The 15,424-nt window shown below is 50.4% G+C and carries 13 protein-coding genes; 8 read left to right on the forward strand and 5 right to left on the reverse strand.

Annotated elements, in window-relative coordinates; all coding sequences use genetic code 11:
* The first annotated feature begins 199 nt into the window (after positions 1 to 199).
* The 3 genes from pyrG to queE all read left to right on the forward strand — a co-directional run bounded on the left by pyrG (position 200) and on the right by queE (position 4,028).
* Positions 200 to 1,837 (forward strand): glutamine hydrolyzing CTP synthase, encoded by a 1,638-nt coding sequence (pyrG, locus tag FC814_RS07265; protein ID WP_000210857.1) that lies wholly within the window; start codon positions 200 to 202, stop codon positions 1,835 to 1,837.
* Positions 1,838 to 1,924: 87 nt separating this feature from the next.
* On the forward strand, positions 1,925 to 3,223 hold the full coding sequence (gene eno, locus FC814_RS07270) for a phosphopyruvate hydratase (RefSeq protein WP_000036723.1): 1,299 nt from the start codon (positions 1,925 to 1,927) through the stop codon (positions 3,221 to 3,223).
* 133 nt (positions 3,224 to 3,356) lie between these two features.
* Positions 3,357 to 4,028 carry a 7-carboxy-7-deazaguanine synthase QueE gene (gene queE / locus FC814_RS07275; protein ID WP_001199980.1) on the forward strand — a complete coding sequence of 224 codons (672 nt, stop codon included), beginning with the start codon at positions 3,357 to 3,359 and terminating at the stop codon, positions 4,026 to 4,028.
* Positions 4,029 to 4,564: 536 nt separating this feature from the next.
* Here queE and FC814_RS07280 read toward each other — a convergent pair.
* Together FC814_RS07280 and FC814_RS07285 are read right to left on the reverse strand one after the other, a co-directional pair.
* Positions 4,565 to 6,043 (reverse strand): FGGY-family carbohydrate kinase, encoded by a 1,479-nt coding sequence (locus FC814_RS07280; protein WP_137325730.1) that lies wholly within the window; start codon positions 6,041 to 6,043, stop codon positions 4,565 to 4,567.
* A 26-nt stretch (positions 6,044 to 6,069) separates the two neighbouring features.
* Positions 6,070 to 7,347, reverse strand: coding sequence for a nitrate/nitrite transporter (locus FC814_RS07285; protein WP_137325731.1), 1,278 nt, complete (start codon positions 7,345 to 7,347; stop codon positions 6,070 to 6,072).
* A 318-nt stretch (positions 7,348 to 7,665) separates the two neighbouring features.
* Between FC814_RS07285 and FC814_RS07290 the strand changes: the two genes are divergently transcribed.
* From FC814_RS07290 to FC814_RS07310, 5 genes are all read left to right on the forward strand, one after another.
* On the forward strand, positions 7,666 to 8,451 hold the full coding sequence (locus FC814_RS07290) for an SDR family oxidoreductase (RefSeq protein WP_137325732.1): 786 nt from the start codon (positions 7,666 to 7,668) through the stop codon (positions 8,449 to 8,451).
* A gap of 68 nt (positions 8,452 to 8,519) precedes the next feature.
* Positions 8,520 to 9,974, forward strand: coding sequence for an FAD-binding oxidoreductase (locus FC814_RS07295; RefSeq protein ID WP_137325733.1), 1,455 nt, complete (start codon positions 8,520 to 8,522; stop codon positions 9,972 to 9,974).
* Between the two features lie 93 nt (positions 9,975 to 10,067).
* Positions 10,068 to 11,405 (forward strand): MFS transporter, encoded by a 1,338-nt coding sequence (locus tag FC814_RS07300; RefSeq protein WP_001098115.1) that lies wholly within the window; start codon positions 10,068 to 10,070, stop codon positions 11,403 to 11,405.
* Complete coding sequence (locus FC814_RS07305) at positions 11,383 to 12,162, forward strand: electron transfer flavoprotein subunit beta/FixA family protein (protein ID WP_137325734.1); 780 nt, start codon at positions 11,383 to 11,385, stop codon at positions 12,160 to 12,162. Before FC814_RS07300 ends, FC814_RS07305 begins: the two co-directional genes overlap by 23 nt.
* Complete coding sequence (locus FC814_RS07310; RefSeq protein ID WP_085461094.1) at positions 12,159 to 13,019, forward strand: electron transfer flavoprotein subunit alpha/FixB family protein; 861 nt, start codon at positions 12,159 to 12,161, stop codon at positions 13,017 to 13,019. Before FC814_RS07305 ends, FC814_RS07310 begins: the two co-directional genes overlap by 4 nt.
* 214 nt (positions 13,020 to 13,233) lie before the next feature.
* Here FC814_RS07310 and FC814_RS07315 read toward each other — a convergent pair whose 3' ends face one another.
* Genes FC814_RS07315 through FC814_RS07325 form a run of 3 tightly spaced genes read right to left on the reverse strand, consistent with a single transcriptional unit; the run spans position 13,234 to position 15,348 of the window.
* Positions 13,234 to 13,809 carry a glycerol-3-phosphate responsive antiterminator gene (locus FC814_RS07315; RefSeq protein ID WP_137325735.1) on the reverse strand — a complete coding sequence of 192 codons (576 nt, stop codon included), beginning with the start codon at positions 13,807 to 13,809 and terminating at the stop codon, positions 13,234 to 13,236.
* Between the two features lie 16 nt (positions 13,810 to 13,825).
* Positions 13,826 to 14,086: a ferredoxin family protein gene (locus FC814_RS07320; RefSeq protein ID WP_000109515.1), complete on the reverse strand. Its 261-nt coding sequence runs from the start codon at positions 14,084 to 14,086 to the stop codon at positions 13,826 to 13,828.
* Complete coding sequence (locus FC814_RS07325) at positions 14,077 to 15,348, reverse strand: FAD-dependent oxidoreductase (protein ID WP_137325736.1); 1,272 nt, start codon at positions 15,346 to 15,348, stop codon at positions 14,077 to 14,079. Before FC814_RS07325 ends, FC814_RS07320 begins: the two co-directional genes overlap by 10 nt.
* Positions 15,349 to 15,424 lie beyond the last annotated feature (76 nt).

Below are 15,424 nucleotides of genomic sequence, written 5' to 3' on the forward strand. Positions count from 1 at the left end.
GTCATTTTTTAAATGACAAGCGATTGATTTGCGTCAAAAACATTTACCCCAAAGGGGCTATTTTCTCACTCCTGATTTCAATAGTGCGCTGGCGAAGAGGAGGGATAATGAAAGTTTGTGGCACAGGTCATGTTCGGGTATACTGCTTTCCCGTCCTGGTTATTCCATCGTCTTTTCAACCTAACTTCTCAGGTTCAGCATGACAACGAACTATATTTTTGTGACCGGCGGGGTCGTATCCTCTCTGGGTAAAGGCATTGCCGCAGCCTCCCTCGCAGCCATTCTTGAAGCCCGTGGCCTCAATGTGACCATCATGAAACTGGATCCGTACATCAACGTCGATCCAGGTACTATGAGCCCAATCCAACACGGGGAAGTGTTCGTTACTGAAGACGGCGCTGAAACCGACCTGGACCTGGGGCACTACGAGCGTTTCATTCGTACCAAAATGAGCCGCCGTAACAACTTCACCACGGGTCGTATCTACTCTGACGTTCTGCGTAAAGAACGCCGTGGCGACTACCTTGGCGCAACCGTACAGGTTATCCCGCACATTACTAACGCTATCAAAGAACGCGTTCTTGCCGGTGGCGAAGGCCACGACGTGGTTCTGGTCGAAATCGGCGGTACTGTAGGTGATATTGAATCTCTGCCGTTCCTCGAAGCGATTCGCCAGTTGGCTGTTGAAATTGGCCGCGAACATACTCTGTTTATGCACCTGACGCTGGTGCCGTACATGGCAGCGTCTGGTGAAGTCAAAACTAAACCGACTCAGCACTCTGTAAAAGAGCTGCTCTCTATCGGTATCCAGCCTGACATCCTGATTTGTCGTTCAGATCGCGCCGTACCGGCAAACGAACGTGCGAAGATTGCATTGTTCTGTAATGTTCCGGAAAAAGCGGTTATTTCTCTGAAAGACGTCGATTCCATCTATAAAATTCCGGGCCTGTTGAAATCTCAGGGGCTGGACGATTATATTTGTAAACGATTCAGCTTGAACTGCCCGGAAGCGGATCTGTCCGAATGGGAACAGGTTATCTTTGAAGAAGCGAATCCGGTGAGTGAAGTCACCATCGGTATGGTCGGTAAGTACATCGAACTGCCGGACGCTTACAAATCCGTGATTGAAGCACTGAAACACGGTGGGCTGAAGAATCGTGTCAGCGTCAACATCAAACTGATCGATTCACAAGATGTTGAAACGCGCGGTGTTGAAATCCTTAAAGGTCTGGACGCGATCCTCGTACCTGGCGGTTTCGGCTATCGTGGCGTAGAAGGCATGATTACTACCGCACGCTTTGCGCGTGAGAACAATATTCCTTATCTGGGCATTTGCCTGGGTATGCAGGTGGCGTTAATTGATTACGCTCGACATGTTGCCAACATGGAGAACGCCAACTCTACGGAATTTGTGCCAGACTGTAAGTACCCGGTTGTGGCGCTGATTACCGAGTGGCGTGATGAAAACGGCAACGTTGAAGTTCGTAGCGAGAAGAGCGATCTCGGTGGCACCATGCGTCTCGGCGCACAGCAGTGCCAGTTGGTTGACGATAGCCTGGTTCGCCAGCTGTACAATGCGCCGACAATTGTTGAGCGTCATCGTCACCGTTACGAAGTCAACAACATGCTGTTGAAACAGATTGAAGATGCAGGTCTGCGCGTTGCGGGCCGTTCCGGGGATGATCAGTTGGTCGAGATCATCGAAGTTCCGAATCACCCGTGGTTCGTGGCTTGTCAGTTCCATCCGGAGTTTACTTCTACTCCACGTGATGGCCACCCGCTGTTTGCCGGCTTTGTGAAAGCCGCCAGCGAGTTCCAGAAACGTCAGGCGAAGTAAGTAAAAAAGTTAGAACGGCAACGCGTACCCAGGGTACGCGTTGTTTGTCTGGAGTTTTAGTTTAACTAGTGACTTGAGGAAACCCTAATGTCCAAAATCGTAAAAATCATCGGTCGTGAAATCATCGACTCCCGTGGTAACCCGACTGTTGAAGCCGAAGTACACCTGGAGGGTGGTTTCGTCGGTATGGCAGCTGCTCCGTCAGGTGCTTCTACTGGTTCCCGTGAAGCACTGGAACTGCGCGATGGCGACAAATCCCGTTTCCTGGGCAAAGGCGTAACCAAAGCTGTTGCTGCGGTAAACGGCCCGATCGCTCAGGCGCTGATTGGCAAAGATGCTAAAGATCAGGCTGGCATTGACAAGATCATGATCGACCTGGACGGCACCGAAAACAAATCCAAATTCGGCGCGAACGCAATCCTGGCTGTATCTCTGGCTAACGCCAAAGCTGCTGCAGCTGCTAAAGGTATGCCGCTGTACGAGCACATCGCTGAACTGAACGGCACTCCGGGCAAATACTCTATGCCGGTTCCGATGATGAACATCATCAACGGTGGTGAGCACGCTGACAACAACGTTGATATCCAGGAATTCATGATTCAGCCGGTTGGCGCGAAAACTGTGAAAGAAGCCATCCGCATGGGTTCTGAAGTTTTCCATCACCTGGCAAAAGTTCTGAAAGCGAAAGGCATGAACACTGCTGTTGGTGACGAAGGTGGCTATGCGCCGAACCTGGGTTCCAACGCTGAAGCTCTGGCTGTTATCGCTGAAGCTGTTAAAGCTGCTGGTTATGAACTGGGCAAAGACATCACTCTGGCGATGGACTGCGCAGCTTCTGAATTCTACAAAGACGGTAAATACGTTCTGGCTGGCGAAGGCAACAAAGCGTTCACCTCTGAAGAATTTACTCACTTCCTGGAAGAACTGACCAAACAGTACCCGATCGTTTCTATCGAAGACGGTCTGGACGAATCTGACTGGGACGGTTTCGCATACCAGACCAAAGTTCTGGGCGACAAAATCCAGCTGGTTGGTGACGACCTGTTCGTAACCAACACCAAGATCCTGAAAGAAGGTATCGAAAAAGGTATCGCTAACTCCATCCTGATCAAATTCAACCAGATCGGTTCTCTGACCGAAACTCTGGCTGCAATCAAGATGGCGAAAGACGCTGGCTACACTGCAGTTATCTCTCACCGTTCTGGTGAAACTGAAGACGCTACCATCGCTGACCTGGCTGTTGGTACTGCTGCAGGCCAGATCAAAACCGGTTCTATGAGCCGTTCTGACCGTGTTGCTAAATACAACCAGCTGATTCGTATTGAAGAAGCTCTGGGCGAAAAAGCACCGTACAACGGTCGTAAAGAGATCAAAGGCCAGGCATAAGTCTGACTTAGCATCTTAATAAAAAACCCGCTTCGGCGGGTTTTTTTACGTCCATTTATAGCACAGCCGCTGCGCATGACCGGGCGGGGGAAATCTGCAATAATTAACAATTATCCACTTTACAGAGAATGCTATGCAGTACCCGATTAACGAGATGTTCCAGACCCTGCAAGGTGAGGGTTACTTTACCGGCGTCCCCGCCATTTTTATTCGTTTACAGGGATGCCCGGTCGGCTGTGCCTGGTGTGATACCAAACACACATGGGAAAAACTTGAGGATCGGGAAGTTTCTCTTTTTAGCATTTTGGCGAAAACCAAAGAGAGTGATAAGTGGGGGGCTGCGAGCAGCGAAGATTTGTTAGCGGTCATAAGTCGTCAGGGGTATACCGCGCGTCACGTGGTGATTACTGGTGGTGAACCTTGCATTCATGATTTGCTGCCATTGACTGACCTGCTAGAAAAGAACGGTTTTAGCTGCCAGATCGAAACCAGCGGCACTCATGAGGTGCGTTGCACACCGAATACCTGGGTTACCGTGTCGCCAAAGCTGAACATGCGCGGCGGCTATGAAGTGTTGTCTCAGGCGCTGGAACGAGCTAATGAAATTAAACATCCGGTTGGACGCGTACGGGATATTGAAGCACTGGATGAATTGTTGGCGACGCTGACCGATGATAAACCGCGAGTCATTGCCCTTCAGCCGATTAGTCAGAAAGAAGATGCCACGCGTTTATGTATCGATACCTGCATTGCGCGGAACTGGCGTTTGTCGATGCAAACGCATAAATATTTGAATATTGCCTGACTAAACATTTATAAGCGTTATAAATGGGTGGAACCTGTAAAAGAATTCCACTCATTTATATTCTTTGTCGCCTCTGAAAAACCTCCATTTTGCCCATCATGGACTAATCATTGCCATTCTCTACAAATTCTGTGGCGTTAATTTTTCGCTGGAGTGAAAATTATTGCGGTGAAGTTTGGCAGATTTTAATTTTTATAGATTTATTTTAAATATTTACCTTTTCAGTCAATGGATTAAGTGCTCTTTAACATAGTAGATGTGTTGTTTGTGTGATCCTGTAAAGTTAGTAGATTGTGACTGGCTTAAAAAATCATTAATTAATAATAGGTTATGTTTAGAGAGTTCCCCGCGTCAGTGGGGATAAACCGTGGACCATTCTTCTTGTGTTCATGCTGGTAGTGAGTTCCCCGCGTCAGCGGGGATAAACCGTATTCACCGAACGCAGGTCTGGCCGCTGATAAGAGTTCCCCGCGTCAGCGGGGATAAACCTTTCAGTAGGGTTCAGCCCGGGCAGTTTCCCGCCCGGTCTTCCTTACTTACGCATTCGACCAGCTCTGGATCGAATCCGCACTCCCCAGCTCACCATGCATCACTTCATACGATTTTTTCAAAATCACATCAGTGTGTTTGGTTAGGTCTTTGAAAATGCCTTTATTCATCGCGTCGTAGCGTTTGGCATTGCACTCAACAGGCATAAAGATATCTTTCACGCGAACCATTTTGTCGACTGCCGTTGCGTAATCCGGATACAGACCCAGACCTACCGCCGTATTGATTGCTGCTCCCAAACTTGCACAGCCGTTAATGGCGTTACGCCGTGCCGGAAGGTTGAACACGTCGGCAAAAATTTGCATAAACAGATCGCTGTTCGAACCGCCGCCAGTAATGATCACATGTTTGGCAAAGTGATTCATTTCATTACACATATTGTCGTAATTATTCTTCAGCGTCAGTGCCACGCTTTCCAGAATCGAACGATATATCCATGCGTAGTCCATGCTGGAATCAAAGCCGATCATAATCCCGCGTTTATACGGTTCCCACGGGTTGGTCAGCCAGTCCAGCACCGTCATCAGTCCGTTACAACCCGGTGGTACGCAAGACGCCTTTTTGTTGAGCAAATCCTCCGGCGACAGATTCTGCGCTTTGGCATCCTGAATTAACGACTCGCCCAACATGTCGCGTAGCCAGCTCACCGTCCACATACCTTTGCGAATACCGTAACCTTCATACAGCAACGTTTGCGGAATAGAAGACATAATTGGCCAGTACGCTACCGGATCTTTCGGTAGTGCTTTGCCGTTCATCATCAGCGCGATATAGGTGCCTAATGAAATCACTGCCGTTTCATCGTCCAGTAACCCGGCACCTAGTGCTTCTACCGGTTTATCACTGGTGGTACACACTACCGGCAGTCCTGCCGGGAAATGTGTCGCAAGTGCAGCTTGTGGTGTTATATGCCCAAGCACGGTGCCCGGCATTTGCACATCAAACAGCATCCGGCGCGGGATATTAAACTTCTCCATTACCGCAGCATCTTCGCTCCATGCCCAGGTCTTATAATCCACCGGCCATTGACCAAAGTAGTTGGCGATATTGTCTTTAAACTCGCCCGTTAAACGGTGCGTCAAATAACCCGAAAAAGAGGTGACATACGCCACATCAGGATTAGTGTGTTTGTAGGGACGCGTTACGCGTGCATCCTGCCAGCTAATCAACGGCGCGGCTGGCGTGCCATCGGCTTTCAATAACGCACGGCAACAACGGATTGATCCCAGACCAATGCCAACAATATCTTCTTTATTTCCGGCAAACTGGCTCATCAAATCGTGACCGGCAAAACATAATGATGCCCATAAATCATCGTCAGGATGTTCTGCGGTATCGGCATCCGGCGTGTGCATCGGCTGTAATAAGCCTTTGCCTTCGCAAACCACGTTACCTTCCAGATCGTACATCACCACTTTTGTGCTCTGACTTCCGCCATCAATCCCTATGATGTATTTTTTCGACATGATTTTTCTCCTGTAATTTTTCTGGCTTACTTGCTGTTAGCCATTGCGGGGGCGCTATCAGCAGTACGAATTTTTTGGAACAGCAAAAAGGTAAAGACGATCACCATGCCGAGCGCCGCCATGCCCATCAGCCACATATTGCGGTAGGCTTCTGCTGCGGGCAGAGTGTCTTGCCAGTGACCGATAATTGGGTAAACGAAGACATCCGGCAGGAATCCAATCACTGAACAAATACCCACCGTGGTGCCCATAATGTAAGACGGTGTTCTCGCTTCACCGGGGCAAGCCCAGTACAACCCACGTGAGGCGTAGCAGGTGAATCCCAGCAGTAAAATCAGGCCAATCCCCATCGCGACCGATTGCGGGTTAGAGTTTGTGACGAGCAGGGCAGTCAGCGCCAGTAAACCGATTACGGAAAGGATTTGGATCACGCGGGTAGGAGATTTCACTTTGCTGTAGGTGGTGATAATGCCGCCAAGCGGACCGCACAGCGCGCGGAAGATTTTGTTGATCACAATCCCCATGTAGCTCGCCGCCACCAGCGACATGCCATACATTTCGGTCAGATAGTTGGTGGAGTAACTCAGAATGGCGTAGATGGTGAAGACGCCAAAAATCACCATGCTGCAATACCAGGTTGTGCTGATGCGCAAAACGGCCAGGATGTCGCTAAGCTGGAATGACTGTTTTTCTTCGTTATTGGTACTACGCAGGCTATTGTTATCACTAACAAAAAACCAGCACAAGATGCCCAGCAGAATGTAAACCACACTGTAGATGATAATGACCGTTTTCAGGCTGGCGCTGTCCTCCGGTGCAAAGCGAGAAAAGACCCACATGGTAAACACCGCCAGCGACATTACGCCGACGCCGCGCAGCCCTTCCATCCAGCCCATGATCTTCCCTTGCTCGCTATGATCGCCAAGCAATGAGGCGGCTTTTATCGATACCGACCACAGCATTAAAATCGTCGTTATCGCAAACGCGACCTGGATACAAAGCATTACCCATAATGGTGGATATGTTGCCATTATCAGGCCTAATAATCCGGTAATGATCATCGCGGAAGTAATCATTTTGCGGTGTGAAAATTTATCGGCAATAACGCCGCTGGGGGCATAAAGAATAATAGCCGCAATACCAAAGGTACTCATTATTAAACCTATCTCGGTATTGCTGAATCCCATAAATTTTGCCATGGGAATTTGGTAAATATAACGTAAATAAGCCAGATCGAAACTAACGCCGCCGCTAAAACTGATTATCGCGAGGGTTATCCAACGGCGATATGAGTTGTGTTGCATATCGTATTCCCATTTGTAATAGACAAAAAAAAGAGAAAAGTAAGCCGCCCTTTCAGGAGGATTACTTTTCTCAGGTCTCTAGTAATTGCGATAAGAAATAACATGGAAAGCAGAGGTGTTGTGTGAGAGTAATCACGATTCTACTTTTTAAAAACATTTGACAATACAAATAGCACACTGTGATTATGATCACATAAGCGATTATGTCCTTATGCTAAAAATTATTCCCAGTTACCAGAGATAATGAGAAAGGTAACTTCCCTCTCGCGGGGGAAGTTACCTTTCTTTTTTTTTGCCTTACGGAAATTGGAGCTAACTATGTCAATCGAATCTCTCAATGCGTTCCCAATGGATTTTTTCTCCCTGAAAGGTAAAACGGCAATTGTTACCGGCGGGAATAGCGGGTTAGGCCAGGCATTTGCGATGGCACTGGCAAAAGCAGGTGCAAATATCTTTATTCCAAGCTTCGTCAAAGATAATGGCGAAACGAAGGAAATTATTGAAAAACAGGGCGTTGAAGTTGATTTTATGCAGGTGGATATCACCGCAGAAGGCGCGCCACAGAAGATCATCGCCGCCTGTTGTGAGCGTTTTGGCACCGTCGATATTCTGGTCAATAACGCAGGTATTTGTAAGCTGAATAAGGTGCTGGACTTCGGTCGTGCTGACTGGGACCCGATGATTGATGTGAACCTGACAGCCGCTTTTGAGCTGAGTTACGAAGCGGCAAAAATTATGATCCCGCAAAAAAGCGGTAAAATCATTAATATCTGTTCATTGTTTTCTTACCTGGGCGGGCAATGGTCTCCAGCATATTCTGCCACTAAACACGCCCTTGCCGGATTCACCAAAGCTTATTGTGATGAACTAGGTCAATATAATATTCAGGTAAATGGTATTGCCCCTGGCTATTATGCAACAGATATTACGCTGGCGACACGCAGTAATCCAGAAACTAATCAGCGTGTTCTTGACCATATTCCGGCAAACCGTTGGGGTGATACTCAGGATTTAATGGGGGCAGCAATATTCCTCGCAAGTCCGGCTTCAAACTATGTTAATGGTCATTTGCTGGTAGTTGATGGCGGTTATTTAGTGCGCTAATCCATAACGGTGGTTTCTGTTTTTTTTATTAATGACTATTCCATTTTTATTATCAGGAAGGAATTATTATGTCTTTATCTCGCGCAGCGATTGTCGACCAGCTAAAGGAAATTGTTGGAACAGATCGCGTTATTACCGATGAAACGGTATTAAAGAAAAACAGCATTGACCGTTTTCGTAAATTTCCGGATATTCATGGTATTTATACTTTGCCTATTCCGGCAGCGGTCGTAAAACTCGGTTCCACAGAACAAGTATCCCGTGTGCTGAATTTTATGAATGCGCACAAAATTAACGGTGTGCCGCGTACCGGCGCTTCCGCCACCGAAGGTGGACTGGAAACCGTAGTGGAAAACTCGGTGGTGCTCGATGGCTCCGCCATGAATCAAATCATTAATATTGATATTGAGAATATGCAGGCCACGGCGCAATGTGGCGTTCCGCTGGAAGTGCTGGAAAACGCGTTGCGTGAAAAAGGCTACACCACGGGGCATTCTCCGCAGTCAAAGCCGCTGGCGCAGATGGGCGGCCTGGTAGCAACCCGCAGTATCGGGCAGTTCTCCACACTCTACGGCGCTATTGAGGATATGGTTGTTGGTCTGGAAGCGGTACTGGCAGATGGCACCGTGACACGCATTAAAAACGTGCCACGCCGCGCGGCTGGCCCGGACATTCGTCACATCATCATCGGCAACGAAGGCGCACTGTGCTATATCACTGAAGTGACAGTGAAAATCTTCAAATTCACGCCAGAAAACAACCTCTTCTACGGCTATATCCTGGAAGACATGAAAACCGGCTTCGACATCCTGCGCGAAATCATGGTGGAAGGGTATCGCCCGTCGATTGCTCGTTTGTATGACGCTGAAGATGGTACGCAGCACTTCACGCATTTTGCCGACGGAAAATGTGTGCTGATCTTTATGGCTGAAGGCAATCCGCGCATCGCACAGGCCACAGGCGAAGGGATTGCGGAAATCGTTGCCCGCTACCCGCAATGCCGGCGCGTGGACAGCAAGCTGATCGAAACCTGGTTTAATCACCTGAACTGGGGACCGGATAAAGTGGCTGCCGAACGTGTGCAAATCCTCAAAACTGGCAACATGGGCTTTACCACCGAAGTGTCCGGCTGCTGGAGCTGCATTCACGAAATTTACGAAAGCGTCATCAACCGTATTCGTACCGAGTTCCCACACGCCGACGACATCACCATGCTGGGCGGTCACTCCTCTCACAGCTACCAGAACGGCACCAACATGTACTTCGTTTACGACTACAACGTTGTTGACTGTAAGCCGGAAGAGGAAATCGACAAGTACCATAATCCGCTCAACAAAATTATCTGCGAAGAAACCATTCGCCTCGGTGGTTCGATGGTGCACCACCACGGTATCGGTAAACATCGCGTTCACTGGAGCAAACTGGAACACGGCAGCGCGTGGGCATTGCTGGAAGGACTGAAAAAGCAGTTCGATCCTAACGGCATTATGAACACGGGTACTATCTATCCGATTGAAAAATAATATTCCAGGCAGCGTCCCGCGATGACGGGGCGTTGCCTTTTCGGCTTCTCAGGCGAGAAGCCGTTCTTATTACCGGACAATGAAGGGGTAAAGATGAACACTTCACCGGTGCGAATGGATGATTTACCACTTAACCGTTTTCACTGCCGCATTGCTGCGCTCACTTTCGGCGCGCACCTGACCGACGGTTATGTTCTTGGCGTCATTGGTTACGCCATCATTCAGCTTACGCCTGTCATGCAACTGACGCCGTTTATGGCGGGAATGATCGGCGGCTCGGCGCTGCTTGGCCTGTTTATCGGCAGCCTGGTCCTGGGCTGGATCTCCGACCATATTGGCCGGCAAAAAATATTCACTTTCAGCTTCTTGCTGATTACGCTCGCTTCGTTTTTACAATATTTTGCCACTACGCCAGAGCATCTTATTGGGCTGCGCATTTTGATCGGCATTGGTCTGGGAGGCGACTATTCAGTAGGCCACACGTTGCTGGCAGAATTTTCCCCGCGCCGCCATCGCGGTATTTTGCTGGGGGCATTCAGCGTGGTATGGACGGTGGGCTACGTGCTGGCAAGTCTTGCCGGACATCACTTTATTAGCGAAAGCCCGGAAGCCTGGCGCTGGCTGCTGGCTTCTGCGGCGTTGCCAGCCTTGCTGATTACGCTTTTACGCTGGGGAACGCCGGAATCGCCGCGCTGGTTGCTGCGTCAGGGACGTTTTGCAGAAGCTCACGCTATCGTACATCGCTATTTTGGTTCCCATGTTTTACTGGGCGATGAAGTCGCAACGGCGACCCATAAACACATCAGAACTTTGTTCTCTTCGCGCTACTGGCGACGCACGGTGTTTAACAGCGTGTTCTTTGTCTGCCTCGTGATCCCGTGGTTTGTGATTTACACCTGGCTGCCGACTATCGCCCAGACTATTGGTCTGGAAGATGCGCTGACTGCCAGCTTGATGCTCAATGCGTTGTTAATTGTTGGCGCGATATTAGGTTTATTCCTGACCCACCTGTTGGCACATCGAAAATTTTTACTTGGCAGTTTTCTGCTGCTGGCGGTCACGTTGATGGTGATGGCCTGTTTGCCTTCTGGCAGTTCGCTAACGTTGCTGCTTTTTGTCCTCTTCAGTACCACCATTTCGGCAGTCAGTAACCTGGTGGGCATTTTGCCTGCGGAAAGTTTTCCTACTGACATTCGCTCGTTGGGCGTTGGTTTTGCCACCGCCATGAGCCGACTTGGCGCGGCGGTAAGTACCGGCCTGCTGCCGTGGATTCTGGCGCAGTGGGGAATGCAGGTCACCTTATTGCTCCTGGCGGCAGTGTTATTGATTGGTTTTATCGTGACCTGGCTTTGGGCGCCAGAAACCAAAGCACTCCCGCTGGTGGCGGCGGGAAATGTTGGAGGTGCAAATGAACATTCTGTTAGCGTTTAAAGCTGAACCGGATGCCGGAATGTTAGCGGAAAAAGAGTGGCAGGCGGCGGCTCAGGGGCATAGTGGGCCGGATGTTTCGTTGCTGCGAAGTTTACTCGGCGCTGATGAACAGGCCGCTGCCGCGCTACTGTTGGCGCAGAGAAAAAGTGGCACGCCGATGACTTTAACCGCGTTGAGCATGGGCGATGAACGGGCGTTGCACTGGCTGCGCTATCTCACTGCTCTTGGGTTTGAGGAAGCTGTATTACTGGAGACGACGGCAATACTGCGTTTTGTCCCGGAATTTGTCGCTCGCCATATTGCCGAATGGCAGCGCCTGAATCCGATGGATTTGATTATTACCGGCTGCCAAAGCAGCGAAGGTCAGAACGGGCAAACGCCGTTTTTGCTGGCGGAAATACTGGCCTGGCCCTGTTTCACGCAGGTGGAGCGTTTTACTCTCGACGCGCCGTTTATCACTTTCGAACAGCGTACTGAAAACGGGCTGCGTTATTGCCGTGTCCGCTTACCTGCGGTGATTGCCGTGCGTCAGTGTGGCGAAGTGGCCTTGCCTGTACCGGGGATGCGCCAGCGTATGGCGGCGGGGAAAGCGGAGATTACCCGCGAAACTCTTGTCGCAGAAGCACCAGCGATACAGTGCCTGCAACTGGAAAGACCGGAGCAACGGCGCGGTGCGACGCTGGTTAATGGGCAAACAGCTAAAGAAAAAGCACAAATACTGTGGCGGGATTATTTGTGCCAGAGGATGCAGCCATGAATATCGCCATCGTGACAATCAATCAGGATCATTCCGCAATGGCAGGCTGGCTGGCAGAACAGGATTTCAGCGGTTGTACACTGACGCACTGGCGAATTGAACCTCAGCCCGTAGTGGCGGAACAAGTGCTGGATGCGCTGGTGGAACAGTGGCAGCGAACGCCTGCGGAAGTTGTTCTCTTTCCGTCGGGCGCGTTTGGCGATGAACTGGCTACCCGGCTGGCCTGGCGTGTACATGGTGCCAGTATCTGCCAGGTAACTTCGTTAGATATTCCAACCGTAAGCGTGCGCAAATCCCACTGGGGAAATGCGCTGACGGCGACGCTGCAAACAGAAAAACGTCCGCTATGTCTTTCTCTGGCGCGCCAGGCTGGAGCAGCGAAAAACGCTATGCTGCCATCCGGTATGCAGCAACTAAACATTGTCCCCGGCGCACTTCCAGAGTGGTTTGTTAGCATCGAAAACCTGAAAAATACTACCCGTGACCCATTAGTAGAAGCCAGACGGGTGTTGGTGGTGGGGCAGGGTGGCGAGGCTGATAGCCATGAAATCGCTATGCTGGCTGAAAAGCTGGGCGCCGAAGTGGGCTACAGTCGGGCGCGAGTGATGAACGGTGGTTTTGATGCGGAAAAAGTGATTGGAATTTCCGGGCATTTGCTGGCGCCAGAGATTTGCATTGTTGCCGGGGCGTCCGGCGCGGCAGCGTTAATGGCAGGCGTGCGTAATAGCCAGTTTGTGGTGGCTGTGAATCATGACGCCAGCGCGGCGGTATTTTCACAGGCAGATGTTGGCGTGGTAGATGACTGGAAAGCGGTACTGGAGGCGCTGGTGACAAATATTCGCGCAGAATGCCAATAACGTACTGCCGGATGCGGTTCTGGGGCAGGGACTTGTAGGCCTGATAGGACGCGTTAGCGTCGCATCAGGCATCGCTTGTCGGATGCGGCGCAAACGCCTTATCCGACCTACATTGGTGGTTCCCGTAGGCCTGATAAGACGCGTTAGCGTCGCATCAGGCGCCGAATGCCGGATGTGGCCTATAAACCACACAAATTCCGTTACGATAATCCCGTTAAAGCAATTTTTTCGCTAACGTCCAGACGCTGGTATTGGTGGTCGAAAGCGCCACCACACCGGCGTCAATTGCATTGCGCGCATCTTCTTCATCGCACACCAGTCCGCCTGCAATCAGCGGCTGGCGGATTTTCTCCGTCACCCAGCCCAGTATTTTGGGCATACAGCCAGGCAGGATCTCAATGCAATCAGGGTTCGATTGCGCAACCTGCTTATCAATATTGTGAAACGAAATCGAATCGACAATAAACAGGCGATGAATACAGAAAAAACCTTCCGCTCTTGCCGCTTTCAGCATTGAGGCTTTGGTACTGATAATACCGTCCGCCTCGGTCACCAGTTTCAGAAACTGAATGACGACCTCTTTATTTGACGCTCCTTCCAGCAAATCGACATGAATAAAGGCATATTTCCCGGCGTTTTTAATCTTTTTGACGATTTGACTGATGGTGCAGATATTGCCGTACAACACGGAAATAAACTGGCATTCAGAATCAATGGCCAGTTGCAGACTGGCATTATCTTTAACGGCAGCAATCACCGGATTCTGGCGGAGCAGGTGTAAGAGGGGCATAAATTATCCTTATTATTTATCCAAAGCGGTAGGTGATGCCGAATCCGGAAGGCGGATAGCGCCACTGTTGTAGTGTTTTTTCATTGCACAGCAAACGGCAGGTGCCGCACTCCAGGCAGTTACGATAATCAACGCGCAAATCACCTTCCGGCGTGAGCGAAAAAAGACCTGCCGGGCAGGCGTTAATCAACCGTTCTGCCGTCTGGCGCTCAACGGAATCAGACGGAACAATATGCGGCGCATCAGCCGCGCGCCAGAGATTACGGGCTACAGACATCGCAGACTCCTGATAACATCGCCTGCCAGATGCCACAATCCGTGACGACGTAAATGACGCCAGAATAACTGGCGCAGCGGTGGAACAGGTTTATCACCCTGTTCCCATAAATCACGGGAAATATCCTGCATTAACGCTGGCCATTTTCGATACCAGCCAGGGCGGTGTAAAAGCGCCGGAACATGCTGATAACGTTGTAGAACATCCCACAGCAGGCTACGTTCTACGTTGTGATGATAAAGCGGAAAAAGATTTTGCGGCTCGCGGTGCTGGCAGGCGCTAATCAGCGTTTGCGCTGCTGCCTGCGCACCAGTCAGCGCCATGTCCATGCCGCGCACTGAAATTCCAGTATTGACGCAACTGCGTAATGCATCGCCCACCAGCAACCAGCCGTTACCAGCGTATTGCACCGGCATACTGTGCAGGCCACCTTCTGGCACCAGATGCGCGCCATACTCCAGCGATTCCGTGTTTTTGATAAGCGGGCGCACTGCCGGATGTGTTTTAAAACGAGCTAACAGCTCGCTTGCTGGAACACAGCTTTGTGCAAGGGAAGAGAGCGGGCAAACAATCCCAACTGAAAGCGTTTGTTGATTGGTATAAAGAAAGGCGCCGCCGGGCAAGTCATCACAGATTTCGCCGCTAAACAATAGCGCCGCACCTTCGTTATTCTCCAGATGAAAACGTTCTTCGATAATGGATCTTTCAAGCGACAGAACTTCTTTGATTCCCAACGCCATCGCTTCGCTAGCAGGGCGGGTAACTAACCCATGACGTTCTGCCAGTACGCTATTGGCACCTTCCGCCAGCACCACATAACGAGCGCGGATAATATCGTCACCACAAATAACGCCACATACTCTGCCGTTTTCTATATGTAGTGCATCCACCGTTGCGCCAGGGATGCACTCGACACCTTCTTTTTCGGCTTCGGCAACCAGCCACGGATCGAAGCGAGCGCGTAAGACACTCCAGGATTCACCGCCAGGCTGTAAGCTGGAAAATGTCGTTGCGCTATCCGGCGTTAGCAGAGAAAGGCTTTCGTGAGTGATGCGTCGCTCAAGGGGCGCGGTCAGGTTAAATTGGGGGAGGAGTTCCGCGAGTGCATGGGTATATAGCCGTCCGCCGGAAAGATTTTTGCTGCCAGGGATTTCAGCGCGTTCCAGTAACAGAACGGATAAGCCCGCTCGCGCGCAGCGTAACGCACAAGCGGTGCCCGCAATGCCGGCACCGATAATAATAATGTCGCAGTCGTCTTCCATGTCGTGCCCCATATATCCAGAGCGCAACACCCTAACATAGCGTTACTTAAGCGAAATTGACCGCCGACACACTCTT

Source organism: Escherichia sp. MR, assembly GCF_005280595.1.
GTDB lineage: Bacteria > Pseudomonadota > Gammaproteobacteria > Enterobacterales > Enterobacteriaceae > Escherichia > Escherichia ruysiae.

Coding starts and splice junctions, on each gene's coding strand:
- pyrG (WP_000210857.1), top strand. CDS start 200: ATGACAACGAACTATATTTTTGTGACCGGCGGGGTCGTATCCTCTCTG.
- FC814_RS07310 (WP_085461094.1), top strand. CDS start 12,159: ATGAATATCGCCATCGTGACAATCAATCAGGATCATTCCGCAATGGCA.
- eno (WP_000036723.1), top strand. CDS start 1,925: ATGTCCAAAATCGTAAAAATCATCGGTCGTGAAATCATCGACTCCCGT.
- FC814_RS07285 (WP_137325731.1), bottom strand. CDS start 7,347: ATGCAACACAACTCATATCGCCGTTGGATAACCCTCGCGATAATCAGT.
- FC814_RS07290 (WP_137325732.1), top strand. CDS start 7,666: ATGTCAATCGAATCTCTCAATGCGTTCCCAATGGATTTTTTCTCCCTG.
- FC814_RS07300 (WP_001098115.1), top strand. CDS start 10,068: ATGAACACTTCACCGGTGCGAATGGATGATTTACCACTTAACCGTTTT.
- FC814_RS07305 (WP_137325734.1), top strand. CDS start 11,383: ATGAACATTCTGTTAGCGTTTAAAGCTGAACCGGATGCCGGAATGTTA.
- FC814_RS07315 (WP_137325735.1), bottom strand. CDS start 13,809: ATGCCCCTCTTACACCTGCTCCGCCAGAATCCGGTGATTGCTGCCGTT.
- FC814_RS07280 (WP_137325730.1), bottom strand. CDS start 6,043: ATGTCGAAAAAATACATCATAGGGATTGATGGCGGAAGTCAGAGCACA.
- FC814_RS07320 (WP_000109515.1), bottom strand. CDS start 14,086: ATGTCTGTAGCCCGTAATCTCTGGCGCGCGGCTGATGCGCCGCATATT.
- queE (WP_001199980.1), top strand. CDS start 3,357: ATGCAGTACCCGATTAACGAGATGTTCCAGACCCTGCAAGGTGAGGGT.
- FC814_RS07295 (WP_137325733.1), top strand. CDS start 8,520: ATGTCTTTATCTCGCGCAGCGATTGTCGACCAGCTAAAGGAAATTGTT.
- FC814_RS07325 (WP_137325736.1), bottom strand. CDS start 15,348: ATGGAAGACGACTGCGACATTATTATTATCGGTGCCGGCATTGCGGGC.